The sequence below is a fragment of the Marinobacter sp. F4216 genome (assembly GCF_019931195.1).
Classification (GTDB): Bacteria; Pseudomonadota; Gammaproteobacteria; order Pseudomonadales; family Oleiphilaceae; genus Marinobacter; species Marinobacter suaedae.
The window spans coordinates 877067-896276 of record NZ_JAIOUO010000002.1 but is presented as its reverse complement, the minus strand read 5'-3'; the positions used below and the strand labels follow the sequence as shown (position 1 = coordinate 896276).

Here is a 19210-nt window from a genome sequence, read left to right as displayed (position 1 = left end):
TCGTCAATCATGAGCACCCCCAAACGGATCTATCTGGCTGGCCCCGAGGTGTTCCTGCCACAAACGGAACACGCAAGTATATTGAAACAGAAACTCACCCTGCTTCAGCAGGCGGGATTTGAAGGTGTGGACCCTCTGGATACCAAGCTTGAATTTGGTGCCAGCGAAGCGCCCAGGGAGCGCGGATTTCGAATCTACCGGGCAAACCAGCACCTGATGGACAGCTGCGACGCAATCATCGCCAACCTGACTCCATTCCGGGGTATCAGCGCAGATCCGGGTACGGTCTTCGAAGTGGGTTACATGATCGGGCAAGGCAAACCTGCCTGTGGTTTTACCGGCGATGCGCGCCGTTACTACCAGCGAGCGGGCTCTACCGACTATGACCAACACGGCCATGCCATTGAAAACTTTGACCTGGAAGACAATCTCATGATTTCATGCGGCATCGTCGAAGCCGGGGGTGTGGTGGCCATTGGAAATTCCGCCCCGGAGCACCCTTTCTTCTGCTCCCAGGCATTCAAACAATGCCTTGAAGCGCTCAGGAAACAGTTCCGGTAAACATCGCTTCCAGTTCACCTATTTTTTTATGAGACGGCCCGTTGGACACCACCCGCATTAAAGGACTAACGATTGCCGCGCTTGGGGTTCTGTTCATCACCCCGGACGCACTGTTGGTGAAAATCACCTCCGTCGATCCCATTGTGTTTCTGTTTTGGCGTGGGCTCTTTCTCGCGGTCAGTTTTCTCGTTATCAGTTGGGGGCGGTACCGGGCCAATCTCTGGCAGGAAGTCCACCGTTGCGGCTGGAAGGGATGGTTCTGCGCTTTCGCCTTTTCGCTGAGCACGCTGGGGTTTGTGGTCGGCATGAAAAACACCGCTGCCGGCAATGTTCTCGTGATACTGAATACTGCCCCGATGATCGCCGCCCTGATCGCCCGGATCGTCTGGAAAGAAAGCTTGCCGCTGAGGACCTGGGCTATGATTGCGGTGTGCGTCAGCGGAGCTAGCCTGATGGCGATCAGCGAAATGGGGCGCGGTGAGCCAATAGGCTTGCTGATGGCAGCCCTGGCAGCAACGGCGCTCGCATCCAACCTGAACGTCGCCCGTTCCCGCCCGGAAGCCGATATGAGCGTGATGCTGATGTTCGGCGCTGCCCTGGTGGCCATCGTTGCCGCGCTGTTCGGCGGCGCTCAGCTTCCCAGCCTGAGGGACACCCTGTTCATTGCCCTGCTCGGCCTGTTTTTTCTTCCAATCGCCAGCGTGCTTATCCAGATCGGCCCCCGCTATATACCAGCCGCCGAGGTAAGCCTCATGCTGCTGCTCGAAACGGTCATTGGCTCCTTCCTGGTGTGGCTGTTTCTGGATGAAGTTCCTTCTTTGTTGAGTATGTGCGGCGGCGCCATTGTTCTGTGCGCCCTGGTCACTCATGGCTGGATCGAGGTCCGCCGCTATCGGCGAGCAACAGGAGGCTGAGCGCCGAGCCAGCCTTTCGGTACAACATGGCGTTGTACGACCGATCAGCAGCCCTCGCAGTCCTCTGGTTTTGGTCTAAACTTTTGCTCGTCCTCGACGATGCGAGGGCTTTGAGCCATCACCGCTGTGTGCCTGTCCTTTTGCACGCGCGAAACGAACAAGGAACGACCTTCCGTAGTTTGGTGCCGCAACGCCCCTTCAAGGCTCAGTTCAGATGCCGATGGGCCCAACCGTCGAAGAGCCGAAAACAAGACCAAGCGGAGGAATACGCCGTGAAAAAACTACTGATGGTTTCATTGCTGTTGTTTTCATTTGGAGTGGCTGCCGACGAAGTAATCGTCACCTTCAAGGGGGGAACACTCACTTGTAACTGGGGTGAACTAACTGCAGATGATGCGGATACCATGGGCGAACATGCATCGGATCCGTCCGGCGATGGTAAAGGCCCTAATGATTCAGATCAGCCACGGGCTGGCCTGGCGAATGTGGTTGATAAAGGAAATCTGGAGGCGACCTGCGCCTTTATTCGCAGCTTATTGGGCGGATAAAACCGAGAGACCTCTCAAGGTTCAGCCGGCTGGGCACGGCCGGCTGATTTTTCAGGTTTGTGGTGTTTAAGCGTAATACCGCATCTCATCCAGCCTTGGTGCTAAAACAGTCCTCAGGGCGTTTGCTGTTCCATGGACGTCCAGTGCTCGGGAAACTCAACCCACGAGTGTTTCGATCGAGTCCAGACAGCCATGGTCGGCTCAGGAATGTCGGGGCTGGGAAAGCATCCTGCGGCTACTCCGGTCATTCCTTTAAACGCTTCAGCCTTGAAAAACACCGTCGAGCCACACTCCGGGCAGAAATGTGTGGTATTGGTTCTTCCCGAATCGCTCTGGAACTGGAATTTCTTAAACTCACCCTTTTGCTCCAGCACCTGATCATCCTTGAAATAGGCCAGGGTTCCGAACGACGATCCTGTTCTTCTCTGGCAATTGATGCAGTTACAAGCGATAGAAAACGACGGATTCCCGCTAACCCAGATGGTTAGCGAGCCACAAAGGCATCTGGCTTCTCTCTCCACGTTATTCTCCCTGCGCGAGTTTTCAAACCAACGAGACCCTGAAAAATCGTGAGCCACCCGAGCGCTCTTGGAGCGCACTTTAAACTTAGCATTCGCTCCCAGGGCCGCCACCCGCAGCGAAGTTACCAAAACGGATCAGGCTTACCAGTATCGGGCATCGTTGAAGGGTTCAACGCAACGGACGTTTCCCAAGGGAAGGTCTAGTCGGCCGCCATTGAGGGGCTGAGCCAGCCCTCCGGATGAGAGAGCTCAAAAGGTGCCCGGACAATCTGTTGCGAGATTTGCTGGAAGCCGACTTTCGAGTAATAGTTCGGATCACCGTACGTCAAGACCAGTTCTACCCCCAGCTCCTCCATATGCCGGATGCCCTGGTTAATCAGTTCCTGGCCAACGCCTGTACCCTGGTAATCGGGAGAAACCGCGACCGGCGACAGCATGAAAGCGTTAGCCGGGGTGTCGAAAGACAAACGCGTGAACAGGATGCAGCCAACGATTTCCCCGTGTTCAGTCGCCACAACCCCCAGCAACGATTCGGGCGGCACCTGCTCCAGTATTTGATGAACCAACGCGCCAATACGCGCCCCTTCGGACTGCCCTTCTGAATCCGAGAACGTGCGGGCATACAGCGCTTCTATGGCCTGCCGATCGAACCGGTCATACGACTCGAGTTTCATTCATCCTTCCCTCTATCTGGTCACAGCTTTTGGAAAGAATGATTGTAGTCGCCCACTATGATCGCAGTAACGAGGGGAAGACAGGCACAGGAAATTGATTTTATTGGTGCCCGGAGCCGGAATCGAACCGGCACGACCGTGAGGTCGAGAGATTTTAAGTTATTTGTGTGTTTCTTTGACGAAATTGGAAAATCTTGGAATACGCATTACACAACAGGATCTTACAGATCTTTTCTCGAAAACGTCGTTTGCCGTTGTTTGAAGAAATCCGCTAGAATTTGACCGATTCTGTCTACATAGTGTCTACATGAGGACGCGAGAGACTTTCTGACGAATTCGAGTGGAGCCTACCCCTTGAGGATCACCAAGAGCTTTGTCGATAAAGTTCCCCTCCCTGCAATTGCTCCGGATGGGAAATCCACCCAAGCCTTTTATCGGGATTCGGTCATTGCCGGTTTCGGTCTAAGGGTCACAAGCGGAGGCGCGAAATCGTTCATCGTCGAAAAACGCGTCGATGGCCGAGTCAAACGGAAAACGCTGGGACGCTATGGCAACCTAACCGTCGAACAGGCACGAAAAGAAGCGCAAAAATTTCTGGGGGAAGTCGCTCAGGGTCGCGACCCGATTCGCGAGGCGCAAGAAAAACGCGCCAGACGCATCACCCTGAACGAGGCCTTTCAGGACTATTTGGCCACCCGCAAAACCCTCAAACCCAACACCCTCAAAGACTACCATCGCTCGATGAGCGAAATGTTCAAGGACTGGCAGACCAAGGCCCTCAGCGATATCTCCCGGGACATGGTCCTGAGCCGTCACGCGGAGTACGGAGTCCGCAGCCCCGCCCGCGCCGATAACGGCATGCGCATTCTGCGCGCCATCTTCAACCACGCCTTGCAGCGCTATCAGGATGCCTCCGGCAAACCGTTCCTCGTAGCGAATCCTGTGGATGTGCTCAGTCACCAGCGGGCCTGGTACAAAGTGGAGCGGCGGCAGACGCTGATCAAGGACCATCAACTGAAGGCGTGGTACGAAGCCACCCTGCAACTCAACAACCAGACCACACGGGATTACCTGCATCTGGTATTGTTGACCGGCCTAAGGCGCAGTGAAGCGGCCACCCTCACCTGGGATCAGATCGACTTTACCGAGAAAACGCTAACCATCACGGTGACCAAAAACAATCGGATTCACCGTCTGCCATTCAGCGATGCGATCGAGACGCTGCTCACCCGCCGCTTTGAAGAACGATCGAGTCCGTTTGTGTTTCCGAGTGATGCTGAGCGCGGCCACCTGTCCGAACCCAGGACAGCCATTGCCCGAGTCGCCAAGCTATCCGGGGTCATTTTTACGCTCCACGACCTGCGAAGAACGTTCATTACCGCAGCCGAACGGCTGGACATTCCCGCCTATGCGCTAAAGCGTCTTATTAACCACAAAGACCCCAATGATGTGACCGAAGGCTACATCATCTTCGACGTCGAGCGATTGCGCGGGCCAATGCAAAAGATCACCGACTTTTTCATGACAAGATTTGAGGTTAAACCGTGTTAGACCACCAGCTAGCCAAATCCGTAGACCTTCTCGCTGACCCAGCCCGGGTTATCGAATCGATTAATCCCAGCATGGCGCACAGCCTCGATCACGAGTACGTTATTCGTAACGCAAAAGAACGACTCCGGGGGCGCTCTCAACAAGAGCTGGAAATCGGAATTCAGCATGCAAATCGATTAATTGAGTCGGCTGAACGAAAAGCACATCAATCGGCCAAAGCGAAATTGCGTCAGGTCGGAGGGCCAATTTTCACAAACGATGCCATTTCCTTTATCGAACTTTTCGAGCAGCTTGACCTGGAAGATCAGGAGGACTTTCCAAACGCCGACCCCATAACTTACTTTGCTTTGATTGCCTATGTTTACGCGCTTGAATCCTTGGATTCGGGTCGCAAAGCGGATGACTCTTCACCGGATGCGTTCGAACAGGCTTTGAAAGATCACTTCGCTCAGTTCGCCAGAGAGAGAATAACTGAAGCCCGCGAAATGATGGCATTCATCCACGGAATGGAGTTTGAAGCCGTGTTCCGGCGAAAAAGCTCTTTAAAAGCAAATACAGCAAAGCACCTGGACTACAACCAGCTCAAACGCCGCATTTTCAAATTTGTCGACTCAGAGTGCGACGAGCTGTCAAATCGAAAGGCAGCAATAGCCACAGCGAGTAGGTTTGAAGCGGAAATTTCCAGCACCATGCGATCCGATGATCCGACGCATCAAATCGCCAAATGGATCGGCAGTCATCGGAAACAGAAAAACAAAACATCATGAATGAACCAGACCCAAAGACCCTAGACGAACTCCGGGGCGAAATCTCTGCGTTAATGGGGCGCTGCATCCTGAAGCTTCAAGCTTATGAATTAGCCCTGAAAGAATGTTTGGCCACTTCCAGTTTTAAAGGCGCCGACGGAAGACCGCTCGAACCCCGCTCGAGACACAAATACACGAAAATGACCCTTGGCCAGCTGATCAACGAACTTACAGGGACCTATGTCACCCCAGAGTCGGCTGGCGAGCCTGAGGATGAGGAGTTTTCTCCCTCTCATGTCCATCTAAAGATTTCCGTGCAACTGAGTGACGACCAATACGCCGCTCTGAAAGAAAGCCTCCGAATACTCTTAGGCCTCCGGAACGAACTGGTTCATCACTTCCTTTCCGCCCACCCGCTCCACGATGTATCCAGCTGCCTCTCCGCCAAAGAACACCTCACCGAATCGCTTTCCATAATCGACACTCGTACGAGCTTGTTACGCGCTGTTTTCCAGGCCCGAATAAATGCTGGCAAACATCTACTAGAGTTGAGCCGCTCAGGGGAATTGGACCATCTCATCACATACGGGTTTATTCCAGGGCAACCGGTCGACTGGCGCAACACCCGAGTCGTAGAGCTTCTTCAAGCGGCTGAATCCAAATTTCAACGCAATGGATGGACCGACCTTTCGTTGGCGATCGATTGGATTAGATCTGAAGCCCCCCAAATATTCCCTGAGGCCTATGGCTGCTCGAATTGGCAAGCAGTACTAAATACCTCTTCTCTGTTCGATATTTGCGAGCAGGCAGAGGAAGGCACAACGACACGGAGCTTCTATCGCAGCGTATAAATAATACCTGTCCGGCGGAAAAGTATACCTCTCCGGCGGACAGGTATACCGCTCCGCCGGAGGCGCATTCTCGAGCGCAACCCAATGCCGTAAAACGAGAGCCATATCAACTGGAGTACAGATATGGCTATCACAGAAAAACTACTTACCACGAAAGAAGCTGCGGACGTCCTTGGCGTCAGTAAAGCATTCCTCGAACGGGACCGCTGGGCCGGAGCCCGAATTCCCTTTATTAAGGTAGGGAGTCGCTCCGTTCGGTATCGGCTAAGCGACTTAACCGACTTCATCGAGAAGCAGATTCGCACCTCAACCTCTCAGGTCGCGTGATGGATCTGCAGACCGTTCGGTTAACCCTCAAAGAGACCGTTAACGGACCGAAAACCGGACCGAATAGACCTAACTCCGTTAACGGTTTCGGACCCGCGGGATATTCGTTAACAGAAACCTCTCCCCAATACAGGGGTCGGTTCGCTTCGTTAGCCAACATGAACCCCTCCCTTAAGGTACGTGTACCCCGATTGCACCCCGGCATTTCCAGAGGTTCAGACGGGTACAGACCTTATAGGTTCAGGTTCGCTCATCCGCCTTACCCGCTCGCCCAAAGAGTGGGTTTCGCTCTATCAAACATCGCCAATCCCCGGCATGGTCTGCCCGAGGGAAGACCATGAGTACACCTCTTCCAGTCGGCCCATTTAATTGGTTAAAGGGCGAAGGTCGCCCTTATGCACTCGGCGATATTCGGTCTAGAAAAATGTTGCGGACCGTCGAGGAGAGGCACCCCTATCTCAAAGAGCGAATCTTTAGCCGATATCTTCGGATCGCAGACAGTTCGACCTACCACCAAGCGGACATGTGGCTCGAAGGTTTACTGGATCGCCTTCACCTGAATGACGACTTTGGCGGACTAAAAGCCGACTCCCCTTTTGAGCTGTTTCGTTCGTTTTCTGAAAAAGTTTCTCAACGTCTTGAACGCGAATTTACCGGTCACGCGCGCGCCGTTAATGGGAAGGAAGCACTCCACCTTTTAATTCGGGAAACCACGAAAGCGGGGATGCCTTTTCCGGTTGATCAAAACGATCTCACCGACAAGGAGAAAGTCATTCCCGGCGTGGCGCGCGTCTTTGATCCTGCTTGGTGGCGACGAAAGCTCAGGACCAAAGCCTACCGAAATTCAGAAAGCATTTACCGGGAGCTCGGACTGGTTTCCAAAGCCAAGAACCTCTACATCAGCGAATACAACTTCCGACGTTACCTTGCCGCCCAAGCGAGCAACGCCGAGCTGTTAGAGCTTCTCACCGCAGAAAACCAATTCGGCTACACAGCCACCCTAGCCTCCTTAAAGGAAAAGTCCGTCAGCAACCCTAGAAACCGTCGGAACGAGACGATGATGAGGATTGGAGGGCTGGAAGACTACGCGGATGAAAATGGTCACGTTGGGGTGTTTTATACGCTGACTTGTCCGTCGAAGTATCACGCCACCCACCAAAGCGGTCACGCGAACGGCAAATTCGATGGTTCCTCACCTCTCGAAGCACAAAAATACCTGACAAAAGTCTGGGGCCGCGTCCGTGCTGCCTTCAAGAGAACAGGAATCGAGGTATACGGAATCCGAACTGTCGAACCTCATCACGACGGGACGCCCCATTGGCATCTCCTTTTGTTCATGGCCAGAGAGTTTCTTCCCGAAGCTAACCGAATATTTCGAGAACATGCACTTAAAGAAGATGGAGACGAAAGCGGCGCTGAAGCAAACCGTTTTGTCATCGAAGAGATCGACCCGGAGAAAGGTCGGGCAACTGGTTATGTCGCCAAATATGTATCCAAGTGCATCGACGGGTATGAGGTTGGCGAGGACTCCTACGGAAATGATGCAGTTGAGTCAGCCGCTCGCATTAGAGCCTGGGCCAGTATTTGGGGCATTCGCCAGTTTCAATTTACGGGCGACCCGGGTGTTACGGTTTATAGAGAGCTCCGGCGCCTCAAGAACATTGAAGGGAGCCGTGAAGGCCTACTCCAGGAGCTCGAGATTGCGGCAGATAACGGGGACTGGAAACGTTACGTCGAGCTTATGGGCGGAACTTGTACCCACCTAAAAGATCGGCCACTGCGAGCCCTTATGGTTCCCAAGCCTACGGCTTCCAAATACCACGAAACTGTTGAAAAGCTGAAAGGTTTGGTTGGTTCAGCCGGGCGAGTCGTTACCAGGATTTATGACTGGACGATCAGTCGAACCCGACCAGCGGACGATGATCTTCAATGTTCCGATTCATGTGAGGTGGTAGTTAGAGGCGCGAACGCGCCTCCTTGGAGTTCTGTCAATAACTGTACCCGACTCAAAAGCCTTTAATTGTCGGGTTATGAACAACATCAAAGCCTATATCCAGTGATTCGATACTCTCAAGATCATGATTTTCGGTAACCTCGAGCTTCCCGAATTTTAAGCGCTTGCTATTCCCTTTAATCGGCACGAGCGCATCGTATTCCACGGTCTGAACACAGCTTCTAATAGTTTGAAGTTGTGGAGGATGAAATGCGTATTTTCGGAAATTTTCGGCAGCCTCATCCTCATCACCATACAGCCTAGCTCCCAAACGATGCTTTGTACCAGTAGGGCCAGATTCGGAAAACATTGGAATAATTGGAGTTCTTAGATATGCGGATAAAAGCAAATCGTCCAAGATCGGGACTTCTTCAAAACTAAAGCCTGCAAAGGTATAGTTGCTAACCAAAACAATTGGCTGAACGGTAACTTCAGAGCTGTCTATATCACCCCAGCCATTTGATGAAAGAAAATAACTTATATTATCTATTACAAAATCTCGTTTTCTTTTAATCTGAGCGATCGCCTCATAAACTCGCGCCTTTGAATTTCTATAAGATGAGGGCCCATCAACTGTAACGATGCATTTGACCTCACCGATTACTACAAGATCACCCACCCTGAGAACAAGATCTATCTCTTCCTCTGATCCGGAAAACTTGAATTTAGACTTGTTTGAGACCTCAGACTTAATTAAGAGATCATTCCGCTTGATGCTTTCAGATATATGTTCTTGCAAATATTTTTCATAACCGAATCCCTTCTCAGCTCTGTCGAGACCAAGTTGCATAGCCCAAATTTCGGAATTGCGAAGGAGTGATGCACCAAGAAATGGGGCAAGGAGCAAAAGCAACCTGTTCTCATTTCGCTCAATCAGCGGATTCGCCCAAAGGTCCTTTTTTAGGTCACCAGAGAACTTCAAAATATTCAATATTTCAGAGGCTTTTTCATAATCATGATTAAAATGCCTAGAAAAAGCTCTGCAAATTTTATCAAAATCAACCTCTACACTGAAAGCCTTTAGGGCACCTGGCTTAAAAACAGCGGTATCGTCAGGCAGTGAATTAAATCTTGCGATCGAAATTAATTTAAGCGCATGGAAATAATCAATAACCTCGCTTACGGATATTCCCAGCTTTCCTCCTTTTGCCCCTACTACCTTTTCAGACAATGCCTCCTCAACCATTCCTTTTTCAGCAATAGAGCCCAAATTTGCGAACTGGATTTCTTCTGATTGACTGGAGATTGGCGCTGAAACGTATTTCCAGCCCTTTTCTGTTCGCTTCTCGAAAATTGAATTACCTTTTCCAGCCCCCTCCTTATTTTTGTATATCGAGTATAGAATCTGTTGTTTCTGCATATTGTGTCGAGAGCGCCGATGAAACGATGCAGACTTTGCTAGATTTTCGTCATTAATCAATGGGTACAGATTAATGACAGCCCCATCATCACGAAATCCAACCTCCTCCGAAATTAAACAGTTCCAATAATCTTCATAAATTCCATATACTGATGACAACTGTTCGTGAGCCATAAGATATCTTATGACATTTGTTTTCTCACTTTCTTTTATTGGTTTTCGGCTCTTATTTTCAATGACTTCTGGAGCTTGATGGAGGGCGCGAAAAACGCAAGTGAAGTTATCGACTATTTGGTGGGCCGAGTCGTCTAAACTCAGTACTCCTCCACCAGCCAACGCGGCACCGGCAATGTTATGTAGATGGTCTGCGTAGAAGGTACCGTCGGTCGACTCCCTCATAAGCTCGTTGACCTGCTTATGCGCGTTTTCAACCAAAACCTTTCTATGCCTATTAGATAGTCCACACAAATAGGCCCGCATGTCTGACTGAGAAATGTATACGGGTTTGTTCTTCTCAACGAGGGAAAGGCTCTCTCGCAGCGCTTCGAATACCTCAAAAAAGAAGATTCCCGCCTTGAATATTTCTTGGGAACGAAGGCTGTCGAACTGATACACATCTTGATGCGCCAACCACCCGTCGACAGAAAACTTACGCTGAGTCGGAAATTTCACGTCTTTCCGCCGCTGGCGTATTGCTTCGATAAACTCCAAAACACCTCTCCCTATTCGTGTAACTGACACGTCAAGCGTCTACATATTGTCTACACGGGAGATTATTCAATTTGTCGAGAAAAAATCAATCTTGTAACGTTTTGATTTTTATGGTGCCCGGAGCCGGAATCGAACCGGCACGACCGTGAGGTCGAGAGATTTTAAGTCTCTTGTGTCTACCAATTTCACCATCCGGGCATCGGAAGGGAGGCGTTGCGGGAGGCATTGTATAAGCGCTGGTTCGGTAACGCAATTCGGTCTGGGTCTGCCGGCCGGATAAGGTCGTTTCAGGCTATGACGGCCCGCCCTTTGTAGATATAACCGGCAATTTTCGGCGTTTTCGGGAGGTAGAGGTTTTCCATCTCCTGAATCCGGAAGCCACTCCCCTTGATCAGTTCCGCGATGGGTCTATCCAGATGGCAGCCGCCGGCGAACTTCTTCCAGGTTGGCGTGATTCGGTGCTGCCATTTGCAGACGCTGGCATCCGCCGATTCGCCGTGCTCCAGAAAAAGCAATTCCCCCTCTGGCTTCAGCACGCGCTTCATTTGCTGGAGCGCCGCCGACCAGTCCGGGATGGTGCACAGCGTGAAGGTTAGCAATACCGTATCCACGCTGTTATCGGCCAGGGGAATCTGTTCCCCGGGCAACCCCAACCACTCCACGGGTACCGGTGACCGCTCAAGATTGCCCTGCGCCTTGCGCCGCATGCCTTCTGATGGCTCCAGCCCGTACACCAGATCAACCGTTTCGGGATCATAAAACTCCAGATTAATGGCAGATCCCATGCCAACCTCAAGCACCGTGCCTTTGGCATGGGGGACAACCTGGCTGCGAAGTTTCATCACATGCCCTTCGGAGCAGGCCCAGTTAATCACATGCGGTAGAATGCGTTCTTCGTAAAAGCTCACTGGACCTCCTCCATTTCGGGCGTGTTGACCTTACCGGGTTTCGACAACCTCGAAGGTAAGACCGGCTTTACTGGTCAGTCGTTCCAGCAGGTCGCCATCGAGCAAGGTGGATGGGGTCCAGAAACCGCCTTCCTTTTCCCTGGGTACGTCGAACGCCAGGCACATGCCGGCCTCTCCCAGCATTTTACCGGTGGAGCCGTAACCCGGGTCCCGGTCGCCAGTCACTTTGGTGATCATGGTTTTGCCATCGGGCGTCCGCCCCACGAAACGCAGGTCGTAAAACCCGTTTTCCTGCTCTTCCGGGCTGGGCCCTTCCCCCGGCTGGGGTACAAACTTGTTCACCAGCCAGCTGGTTGGCTTGAAGGCCGAGGCGGTAAAGAAACTCGCAAGGGCTGCGGTCATGCCATAGGCAGTGAACCGGCCCTTATTGCCTTTACCCGTGATCATCGCCTCATCGTAGGTAAACTCCTTGCCATACCGCGTCGACTGCAGGGCGTTGGAGCGATGCACGATTCGGGTGTTGATGGCGCCCATAACAAACGGGGCCAGCCAGGCGTTGAAGGTCTTGTCGAACTCGGCGCCCTTCAGACTCGGCTGCCGTGTTTCCGAGCGGTGATCGGGCGGGCACAGGGAGAACGGGTTGGCCAGCTCCTTGCGCAGTTTGGGGTCCGCTGCGGCTTCCCGGGCGATGTTCATCATGGAAGCGACGGTCCCACCGGACATACCGCCTTTTGCGGCTTTCACGCGCATGCGAACATCCTGGCAGGGCGCGCCGAAGGTTTCTTCCGCCTTGCTCTGCAGGAACCATACGCCCATATCGGACGGGATTGAGTCAAACCCGCAGCAGTGGACAATGCGTGCGCCCGAGGCTTTGGCCTGCTCCTCATAGGTCTGGATCATGCGACGAATCCACTGAACCTCACCGGTCAGGTCACAGTAATCGGTGCCGGTTTCAACACAGGCTTTTACCAGTGGCTCGCCATAGAGCGCATAGGGGCCAACAGTGGAGATCACCACGCGGGTCTGCTCGCACAGGTTACGAAGAGCCGCCTCATCCGAAGCGTCAGCAACGATGACCGGCAGGTTCTCGCCGTTCTTGCCCAGGTCCGATTTGAGGCTCTTAAGCTTGCTTTCCGAGCGCCCCGCCAGAGCCCATTTGACATCCTTCCCTTCGCCGTAGTTGTCCAGCAGGTATTTAGTGAGAATCTGGCCGACGAAACTGGTCGCACCAAAGACTACGAGGTCATAAGTCGCGTTCTTTGAAGTTGTCATTGTCTGTCCTTTGTTTTTCGCGCGAATGGAATTTAGTCAGAACTCTGCAGCGATTGCCCGCCGCCCGTCATTTTCATGAAAATGGCCACACCAAGGCCCCAGAATCCGTTGAGCAAAAGCCCCCCGACCCACGTGGTCGAGGTGACATCCAGCCCCTTCATCGGGAACACCACCAGCATCGCCACGGCCGTTGGCCCCAGTGCCCCGATCACGATGTGGCCGATCCAGTAACTGGCTGAAGCCAGTCGCCCGGCCAGAAACCAGATGACGATGCCCCACAATCCGCCAAAGAAACTGAGGGAAATCACAGAGGGAACGCCCAGTGGAGGCACCGGCGCGAGATTGTAGGGTGGAACGGGCGTCATACCTGCCAGATGCAGCAGTGCAAACAGTCCCTGATGGAATATCAGCGTCGACAGAAAACCGGCGATAAAAGCCTTGAGCCAGATCATGATCGGGTCCCTCGATCCTTAGGGTTATTTAACTAATTGATTTTGCATGCTGAAGGCGACGAGTGCAATTCATCGTAACAGGTACCCCATCCGGCTTTCTTTCACCCTTGCGCTGATATCGGTGTCTTCAAGGTCAATCGATTGTCATAATTGATGCGGCAAACTGTCAGGGATTACTCCAAGCTGCCAAGGAGGCGTTAATTGGCTACCTTTCTCATCATTCTCACCCTGTTGCTCGTTCTGTTCAGCGCGTTCCTGTGCTGGCAACTGATCATGCAGCAGCAATTGATTACCCGCATGCTGAAGAGCAATGAACTCACCGGGTCCACGCAGGAGCCTGAGCTGGTCCTGACCCTGCGGGTGATTGATCCGATCGGCCTGGCAAAACGTGAATCCAAATCCGCCCGCGTTCTTGCCGACAAGCTGCCCATCATGGTGCGCAAAATTGTCTATCAGGAAGTGATGAAGGAACTCGAGCAGGAAATGTCGGAACGAAACATTCCGGTTCAAATGCACATTGAGTACCGGTAGGAGGCAGACTCATGCCCCCATATGCCATTGCCACACTCGCTCTCCAGCTCCTGGCGCTTTGCGGCCTGGTCTACGTATTCTCTGGCATCCGACGAACCAAAAAACAGCTACGCCTGTTGAACAGTCATCAGATTTCAGCCCAGAGCGCTATCCAGAAAGCCCGGCTTGATATGCTGGAATTGCGCAATCGCACCCGGTTGCTCGAAGACGCCGTCACTGGCGGGACAACGGCCGTGGAAAAGGTACACAAGGCCATTTCCAACACCACCTTCGGGCTGATTGATCTGTTCTCCAAAGACGAAGACTTCAAGGTCAGTGCCCGCCAGGCCAAGAGCAGCCACGATGAAACCAGCGAAAGCTTTTACAGCGCGGTGCGAACCACTAACCGTGCGCTGCGGAGCCTGGCCGATGTGATCGTCGTGAACAAAAGTGAAAAAAAGATATCCGCCGGGAAAGACTCGCCGAAAAAAATGTCCAGCAAGGGTTCCTCGGACCACTGATCAAACCTTCTCGCCTTATCAGAGGGTTAGCACGCTACCCTCGCCCTGCCCCGGGTTTCTGAAATCCGTCGCCCCAGCCGTTTCTGGCGCGGCCGGCGACTTCTACTACACTCTTTGAAGTCCCTAATCTGCCAAACGCGCCCGCATCAACGACCACCGCAGCGCCGATGAACGCTTTTTCCTTTGGGTCGTGTCTGCCGCGCAATTCTGATGAGACCCGTCATGACCCAGCAAACAGACCCGCAAAGCGAGAAACGAGCAGAGCGCAACACCTTCATTTTCCTGGCGGTGTTTCTCGCGCCCATCCTGACGGTGGCGATTGTCGGCACCTATGGCTTCATCATCTGGTTCAGTCAGCTGATCTTTGGCCCTCCCGGAGTCAGTTAATCGATGGCAGGAGCAAAACCTGTCGTGGACAGGTCAAGACGCAACCTCCTGTTGGGCAAACCCCTGCAAGTGGCTCCGCCACTCCGGTTGCCGTGGGTCATCAGTGAAGCCGTTTTCGCGGAAGGGTGTACTCAGTGCGGTGACTGCCTGTCGGCGTGCCCGGAGGACATTCTGGTACGGGGTGGGGATGGCAGCATTCGCGTGGACTTCAGCGGTGGCGAGTGTACGTTCTGCCACAAATGCGTTGATGCCTGCGCCGAGCCTCTGTTTCGGGCCGCGGACGAGCCGGCCTGGTTGGCCGCCCTGCACATCAAGGACAACTGTCTGGCCAAAAACAGTATCTACTGTCAGAGCTGCAAGGATGTTTGCGATGCCCAGGCCATCGAATTCCGCTACGACAGTGCCATTCCCACACCCCGCATCCGGCAGTCACTTTGCACCAACTGCGGGGCCTGTGTTGGCACCTGCCCCAGTCAATCCCTTGAACTCATCCCGTTGCTGGAGCCCGACTATGTCCAATAGCAAAGAATACCATGTGGCCAGTTTTATCAGCCTGATTGATGTAAGCCGGAAGGATGCCGTATTGGACTCGATTCGAGCGACACCCGGCGCAGAAGTTCATGTCACCAACGAGCAGGGAAAGGTCGTTTTCACCATTGAAGCTGAGCAGCAAGGCGTGATTGGTCAACGTGCCGACCAGCTCAAGCTCATTCCCGGCATGTTAAGCCTGTCGCCGGTTTATCACCAATATATTGAAGAATAGGACGCGACCATGAACATGAACCGTCGTGAGTTTATTAAAGCGAATGCTGTAGCGGTAGCGGCAGCCACTGCGGGGGTCGCACTACCTGCCGGCGCATCCAACCTGATCACCAGTTCCGATATCACCAAACTGAAATGGGACAAAGCACCCTGCCGGTTTTGCGGTACCGGGTGCAGCGTCAACGTCGCAACACTGGATGGCAAGGTCGTTGCCACCCACGGCGACATCAAGTCGCCGGTGAACCGAGGCCTGAACTGCGTCAAAGGCTATTTCCTGTCGAAGATCATGTACGGCGAAGACCGCCTGACCCAGCCGCTGCTGCGCATGAAAGATGGCCAGTACGACAAGGACGGTGATTTCACGCCCATTGAATGGGATGAGGCGTTCGACCTCATGGCGGAAAAGGCCAAGGCCGCCCTGGAGAAACACGGCCCGAATGGCGTCGGGATGTTTGGTTCCGGCCAGTGGACCATCATGGAGGGCTACGCGGCGTCAAAGCTGTACAAGGCTGGCTTCCGATCCAACAATATTGATCCGAACGCCCGCCACTGCATGGCGTCGGCGGTTGTCGGGTTCATGCGCACCTTTGGTATCGACGAGCCCATGGGCTGTTACGACGACATCGAAAATGCCGATGCGTTTGTGCTCTGGGGCTCCAATATGGCGGAGATGCACCCGATCCTCTGGACACGGGTTACCGACCGCCGCCTGAGCGCGCCCCATGTCAAGGTGGCGGTGCTGTCAACCTTCGAGCATCGCAGTTTTGAACTGGCGGATAACGGGATCGTTTTCACGCCCCAAACCGACCTCGCGATCCTCAATTACATTGCCAACTACATTATCGAGAATGATCGGGTTAACAAGGACTTCGTCGACAAGCACACCAACTTCAAGCTCGGCAACACCGACATCGGCTATGGTTTGCGGCCCGAACACCCGCTTCAGAAAAAGGCCAAGCATGCGGACGACGCAGGTGCGGCCAGCCCGATTACGTTTGAGGAGTATGCGGACTTTGTCAGCGAGTACACCGCCGACTATGTGTCGGAACTGTCCGGTGTTTCAAAGGAAAAACTCGAGCAGCTAGCGGAGCTTTATGCCGATCCGGACACCAAAGTCATGTCTTTCTGGACCATGGGCTTCAATCAGCACACCCGGGGCGTATGGGCCAACAATCTGGTCTATAACATCCATCTGCTGACCGGGAAAATTGCCACTCCGGGCAACAGCCCATTCTCCCTGACCGGCCAGCCCTCCGCCTGCGGAACCGCCCGTGAAGTGGGCACCTTTGCCCACCGTCTGCCCGCCGATATGGTGGTAATGAACCCGGACCATCGCAAGAAGGCCGAAAAAATCTGGAAACTCCCCGAGGGTACCATCAACCCCGAACAGGGATATCACGCCGTGCTGCAGAACCGCATGCTAAAGGATGGCAAGACCAACTTTTACTGGGTTCAGGTGAATAACAACATGCAGGCGGCCGCCAACGTGAACGAGGAGGGCTTTCCGGGCTATCGCAATCCGGATAACTTCATCGTCGTCTCGGACGCCTACCCCACGGTAACGGCCCAGGCCGCCGATTTGATTCTGCCTGCGGCCATGTGGGTCGAGAAAGAAGGCGGTTACGGAAACGCCGAACGCCGGACGCAGCTCTGGTACCAGCAGGTTTCAGCGCCCGAAGGTGCTTATTCCGACTTGTGGCAACTGGTCGAGTTTTCGAAGCGCTTCAAGGTCAGCGAAGTGTGGCCCCAGGAGCTCATCGACAAAGCCCCCGAGTACAAGGACAAAACCCTTTATGAGGTGCTGTTTACCAACGGCCAGGTGGACCAGTTCTCCCTCGATGAAATTCCGGAGGATCGCCTCAATCAGGAAGCCCGTCATTTTGGCTTTTACATCCAGAAAGGCCTATTTGAGGAATACGCCGCGTTTGGCCGCGGAAAAGCCCATGACCTGGCCCCCTTTGACAGGTACCACGAGGTGCGTGGATTGCGGTGGCCGGTCGTGGACGGCGCAGAGACCTTGTGGCGTTTCCGTGAGGGCAGCGACCCCTACGTTGAAGAAGGCACCGGCTTCCAGTTTTACGGCCACGAGGACAACCGGGCGGTCATCTTCGCCCTCCCCTATGAACCACCAGCCGAGTCCCCCGATGAAGAATATGACCTGTGGTTGTCGACCGGGCGCGTTCTGGAACACTGGCATTCAGGGTCGATGACCCAGCGGGTTCCTGAACTCTACAAGTCCATTCCCGATGCGGTCGTCTACATGCATCCGGATGACGCGAGGAGCCGGGACCTTCGCCGGGGCGATCTCGTCAAAATCGTTTCAAGACGAGGCGAGGTGCAGACCAGGGTGGAAACCCGGGGGCGAAACAAACCTCCCGTTGGCCTGGTGTTTATGGCGTGGTTTGACGCAAGCCGGTTAGTGAACAAGGTAACCCTGGACGCAACCGACCCCATGTCAAAACAAACCGACTTCAAAAAATGTGCTGTACGCATAGAGAAGGCTTAGGGGGCAGCATGAAACTTTCCATAGTACCTCTCCTCGTAGCAAGCATCTTACTTGGGATCGTTTCGCTGGTGGTGTCTGCCGATGACATCGCCACCTTGCGCAATGCAACGGCTATCGACACCCAGAAGGAGCCCGAAGCCATCCCGAAAGTGAATAACGATGACGTCAGGCGCAGCCGGGCCTATCCCATGCAGCCGCCGCTGATTCCACACAAGATCGACAACTACCAGGTCGATCTGAATGCCAACAAATGCATGTCCTGCCATTCCAGAGACCGTATTGAAGAGTCGCAGGCTCCGATGGTCAGCGTCACCCACTACATGGACAGGGACGGTAATTTCCTGGCAGAAATATCCCCTCGCCGCTATTTCTGCAACCAGTGTCATGTGGTTCAGCACGACGCCAAGGAGCTCGTCTCAAACCAGTTTGTGGACATGTACCAACTCATGAATCAAAAACAACAAGAATCCGGAAATCAGCCTGCTGAAAGCAGTGACTGAGGAGGTGCTATGAAAAATACCATCAAGCGTATTTGGCACACTCTCAGGCGCCCGAGTGTCCATTACAGTCTGGGAACGCTGGTGATTGGCGGCTTCGTTGCCGGCATCATTTTCTGGGGCGGTTTTAACACTGCCCTGGAGGTCACCAATACGGAAGCTTTCTGCACCGGCTGCCATGAAATGCGGGACAACGTGTTCGAGGAGCTTAAAACCACCATTCACTACACCAATCGATCGGGCGTCCGCGCGACCTGCCCGGACTGCCATGTCCCCCATGACTGGACGGACAAGATCGCCCGGAAAATGCAGGCCTCCAAGGAAGTCTGGGGGAAGATATTTGGCACCATCAATACGCGGGAAAAATTCCTCGCCAAGCGCCGCGAGCTGGCAGAGCATGAGTGGGCTCGCCTGAAGGCGAACGATTCCCTCGAGTGTCGCAACTGCCATAACTTTGAATACATGGATTACACCGCCCAGAGCGGGCGAGCGGCCCAGCAGCATTCAACGAACCTGGCCAGCGGCGAAAAAACCTGCATTGATTGCCACAAGGGGATCGCCCACGAATTACCGGATATGTCCGGCATTGAGGGGTGGTGATGACATTCGGTTGATGGGGCAGGCAGTGGCTCTGACGT

Annotated in this window: 22 protein-coding genes and 1 tRNA gene; 16 read left to right on the top strand and 7 right to left on the bottom strand. The window is 53.6% G+C overall.

Going from position 1 to position 19210, the window contains the following annotated elements; all coding sequences use genetic code 11:
* Positions 1-9 precede the first annotated feature (9 nt).
* From K8I84_RS04620 to K8I84_RS04610, 3 genes are all read left to right on the top strand, one after another.
* Positions 10-561 carry a nucleoside 2-deoxyribosyltransferase gene (locus K8I84_RS04620; protein WP_223793535.1) on the top strand — a complete coding sequence of 184 codons (552 nt, stop codon included), beginning with the start codon at positions 10-12 and terminating at the stop codon, positions 559-561.
* A gap of 41 nt (positions 562-602) precedes the next feature.
* Complete coding sequence (locus tag K8I84_RS04615; protein ID WP_223793534.1) at positions 603-1475, top strand: DMT family transporter; 873 nt, start codon at positions 603-605, stop codon at positions 1473-1475.
* 272 nt (positions 1476-1747) lie between these two features.
* On the top strand, positions 1748-2023 hold the full coding sequence (locus K8I84_RS04610; protein WP_223793533.1) for a hypothetical protein: 276 nt from the start codon (positions 1748-1750) through the stop codon (positions 2021-2023).
* Between the two features lie 113 nt (positions 2024-2136).
* Here K8I84_RS04610 and K8I84_RS04605 read toward each other — a convergent pair whose 3' ends face one another.
* Together K8I84_RS04605 and K8I84_RS04600 are read right to left on the bottom strand one after the other, a co-directional pair.
* Complete coding sequence (locus tag K8I84_RS04605; RefSeq protein WP_223793532.1) at positions 2137-2544, bottom strand: GFA family protein; 408 nt, start codon at positions 2542-2544, stop codon at positions 2137-2139.
* Between the two features lie 200 nt (positions 2545-2744).
* Entirely contained in the window at positions 2745-3218 is a 474-nt protein-coding gene (locus tag K8I84_RS04600) for a GNAT family N-acetyltransferase (protein WP_223793531.1), read from the bottom strand.
* A gap of 354 nt (positions 3219-3572) precedes the next feature.
* Between K8I84_RS04600 and K8I84_RS04595 the strand changes: the two genes are divergently transcribed.
* From K8I84_RS04595 to K8I84_RS04575, 5 genes are all read left to right on the top strand, one after another.
* The gene (locus tag K8I84_RS04595; RefSeq protein ID WP_223793530.1) at positions 3573-4769 is read left to right on the top strand and encodes a tyrosine-type recombinase/integrase; all 1197 of its coding nucleotides are present in this window, start codon (positions 3573-3575) and stop codon (positions 4767-4769) included.
* A complete protein-coding gene (locus K8I84_RS04590; protein WP_223793529.1) occupies positions 4763-5536 on the top strand; it encodes a hypothetical protein in 774 nt (257 codons plus the stop codon). Before K8I84_RS04595 ends, K8I84_RS04590 begins: the two co-directional genes overlap by 7 nt.
* Positions 5533-6366 (top strand): hypothetical protein, encoded by an 834-nt coding sequence (locus tag K8I84_RS04585; RefSeq protein WP_223793528.1) that lies wholly within the window; start codon positions 5533-5535, stop codon positions 6364-6366. Before K8I84_RS04590 ends, K8I84_RS04585 begins: the two co-directional genes overlap by 4 nt.
* A gap of 123 nt (positions 6367-6489) precedes the next feature.
* A complete protein-coding gene (locus K8I84_RS04580; RefSeq protein ID WP_223793527.1) occupies positions 6490-6693 on the top strand; it encodes a helix-turn-helix transcriptional regulator in 204 nt (67 codons plus the stop codon).
* 337 nt (positions 6694-7030) lie between these two features.
* Positions 7031-8713 carry a replication endonuclease gene (locus K8I84_RS04575; protein ID WP_223793526.1) on the top strand — a complete coding sequence of 561 codons (1683 nt, stop codon included), beginning with the start codon at positions 7031-7033 and terminating at the stop codon, positions 8711-8713.
* Here K8I84_RS04575 and K8I84_RS04570 read toward each other — a convergent pair.
* The 5 genes from K8I84_RS04570 to K8I84_RS04550 form a co-directional block, all read right to left on the bottom strand.
* Positions 8700-10757, bottom strand: a complete 2058-nt coding sequence (locus tag K8I84_RS04570; protein WP_223793525.1) for a hypothetical protein — start codon at positions 10755-10757, stop codon at positions 8700-8702. The two genes, K8I84_RS04575 and K8I84_RS04570, sit on opposite strands and share 14 nt — an antisense overlap.
* A gap of 111 nt (positions 10758-10868) precedes the next feature.
* Positions 10869-10955, bottom strand: a tRNA-Leu gene (locus K8I84_RS04565).
* 89 nt (positions 10956-11044) lie between these two features.
* On the bottom strand, positions 11045-11665 hold the full coding sequence (locus K8I84_RS04560) for a class I SAM-dependent methyltransferase (RefSeq protein WP_223793524.1): 621 nt from the start codon (positions 11663-11665) through the stop codon (positions 11045-11047).
* A 30-nt stretch (positions 11666-11695) separates the two neighbouring features.
* Positions 11696-12937 (bottom strand): saccharopine dehydrogenase family protein, encoded by a 1242-nt coding sequence (locus K8I84_RS04555; protein WP_223793523.1) that lies wholly within the window; start codon positions 12935-12937, stop codon positions 11696-11698.
* Positions 12938-12969: 32 nt separating this feature from the next.
* Positions 12970-13389 (bottom strand): hypothetical protein, encoded by a 420-nt coding sequence (locus K8I84_RS04550; protein WP_223793522.1) that lies wholly within the window; start codon positions 13387-13389, stop codon positions 12970-12972.
* A 201-nt stretch (positions 13390-13590) separates the two neighbouring features.
* Here K8I84_RS04550 and K8I84_RS04545 point away from each other — a divergent pair, with 201 nt between their 5' ends.
* The 8 genes from K8I84_RS04545 (at position 13591) to K8I84_RS04510 (ending at position 19172) form a co-directional block, all read left to right on the top strand.
* On the top strand, positions 13591-13920 hold the full coding sequence (locus K8I84_RS04545) for a hypothetical protein (protein ID WP_223793521.1): 330 nt from the start codon (positions 13591-13593) through the stop codon (positions 13918-13920).
* 11 nt (positions 13921-13931) lie between these two features.
* A complete protein-coding gene (locus K8I84_RS04540; protein ID WP_223793520.1) occupies positions 13932-14420 on the top strand; it encodes a hypothetical protein in 489 nt (162 codons plus the stop codon).
* A 222-nt stretch (positions 14421-14642) separates the two neighbouring features.
* Complete coding sequence (napE, locus tag K8I84_RS04535; protein ID WP_223793519.1) at positions 14643-14807, top strand: periplasmic nitrate reductase, NapE protein; 165 nt, start codon at positions 14643-14645, stop codon at positions 14805-14807.
* A 24-nt stretch (positions 14808-14831) separates the two neighbouring features.
* The gene (gene napF / locus K8I84_RS04530) at positions 14832-15329 is read left to right on the top strand and encodes a ferredoxin-type protein NapF (protein WP_223793518.1); all 498 of its coding nucleotides are present in this window, start codon (positions 14832-14834) and stop codon (positions 15327-15329) included.
* Positions 15319-15570, top strand: a complete 252-nt coding sequence (locus K8I84_RS04525) for a chaperone NapD (RefSeq protein ID WP_223793517.1) — start codon at positions 15319-15321, stop codon at positions 15568-15570. Before napF ends, K8I84_RS04525 begins: the two co-directional genes overlap by 11 nt.
* Positions 15571-15579: 9 nt before the next feature.
* On the top strand, positions 15580-18075 hold the full coding sequence (napA, locus tag K8I84_RS04520) for a periplasmic nitrate reductase subunit alpha (protein WP_223793516.1): 2496 nt from the start codon (positions 15580-15582) through the stop codon (positions 18073-18075).
* A gap of 8 nt (positions 18076-18083) precedes the next feature.
* Positions 18084-18575 (top strand): nitrate reductase cytochrome c-type subunit, encoded by a 492-nt coding sequence (locus tag K8I84_RS04515; RefSeq protein WP_223793515.1) that lies wholly within the window; start codon positions 18084-18086, stop codon positions 18573-18575.
* Positions 18576-18584: 9 nt separating this feature from the next.
* Positions 18585-19172 (top strand): cytochrome c3 family protein, encoded by a 588-nt coding sequence (locus tag K8I84_RS04510; RefSeq protein WP_223793514.1) that lies wholly within the window; start codon positions 18585-18587, stop codon positions 19170-19172.
* Positions 19173-19210: the final 38 nt, after the last annotated feature.

What these genes read in the sequence shown, in the direction of transcription:
- K8I84_RS04600 (WP_223793531.1), bottom strand. Translation starts at nt 3,218, where the DNA reads ATGAAACTCGAGTCGTATGACCGGTTCGATCGGCAGGCCATAGAAGCG.
- K8I84_RS04580 (WP_223793527.1), top strand. Translation starts at nt 6,490, where the DNA reads ATGGCTATCACAGAAAAACTACTTACCACGAAAGAAGCTGCGGACGTC.
- K8I84_RS04585 (WP_223793528.1), top strand. Translation starts at nt 5,533, where the DNA reads ATGAATGAACCAGACCCAAAGACCCTAGACGAACTCCGGGGCGAAATC.
- K8I84_RS04555 (WP_223793523.1), bottom strand. Translation starts at nt 12,937, where the DNA reads ATGACAACTTCAAAGAACGCGACTTATGACCTCGTAGTCTTTGGTGCG.
- napE (WP_223793519.1), top strand. Translation starts at nt 14,643, where the DNA reads ATGACCCAGCAAACAGACCCGCAAAGCGAGAAACGAGCAGAGCGCAAC.
- napA (WP_223793516.1), top strand. Translation starts at nt 15,580, where the DNA reads ATGAACATGAACCGTCGTGAGTTTATTAAAGCGAATGCTGTAGCGGTA.
- K8I84_RS04575 (WP_223793526.1), top strand. Translation starts at nt 7,031, where the DNA reads ATGAGTACACCTCTTCCAGTCGGCCCATTTAATTGGTTAAAGGGCGAA.
- K8I84_RS04550 (WP_223793522.1), bottom strand. Translation starts at nt 13,389, where the DNA reads ATGATCTGGCTCAAGGCTTTTATCGCCGGTTTTCTGTCGACGCTGATA.
- K8I84_RS04510 (WP_223793514.1), top strand. Translation starts at nt 18,585, where the DNA reads ATGAAAAATACCATCAAGCGTATTTGGCACACTCTCAGGCGCCCGAGT.
- K8I84_RS04540 (WP_223793520.1), top strand. Translation starts at nt 13,932, where the DNA reads ATGCCCCCATATGCCATTGCCACACTCGCTCTCCAGCTCCTGGCGCTT.
- K8I84_RS04525 (WP_223793517.1), top strand. Translation starts at nt 15,319, where the DNA reads ATGTCCAATAGCAAAGAATACCATGTGGCCAGTTTTATCAGCCTGATT.
- K8I84_RS04515 (WP_223793515.1), top strand. Translation starts at nt 18,084, where the DNA reads ATGAAACTTTCCATAGTACCTCTCCTCGTAGCAAGCATCTTACTTGGG.
- K8I84_RS04620 (WP_223793535.1), top strand. Translation starts at nt 10, where the DNA reads ATGAGCACCCCCAAACGGATCTATCTGGCTGGCCCCGAGGTGTTCCTG.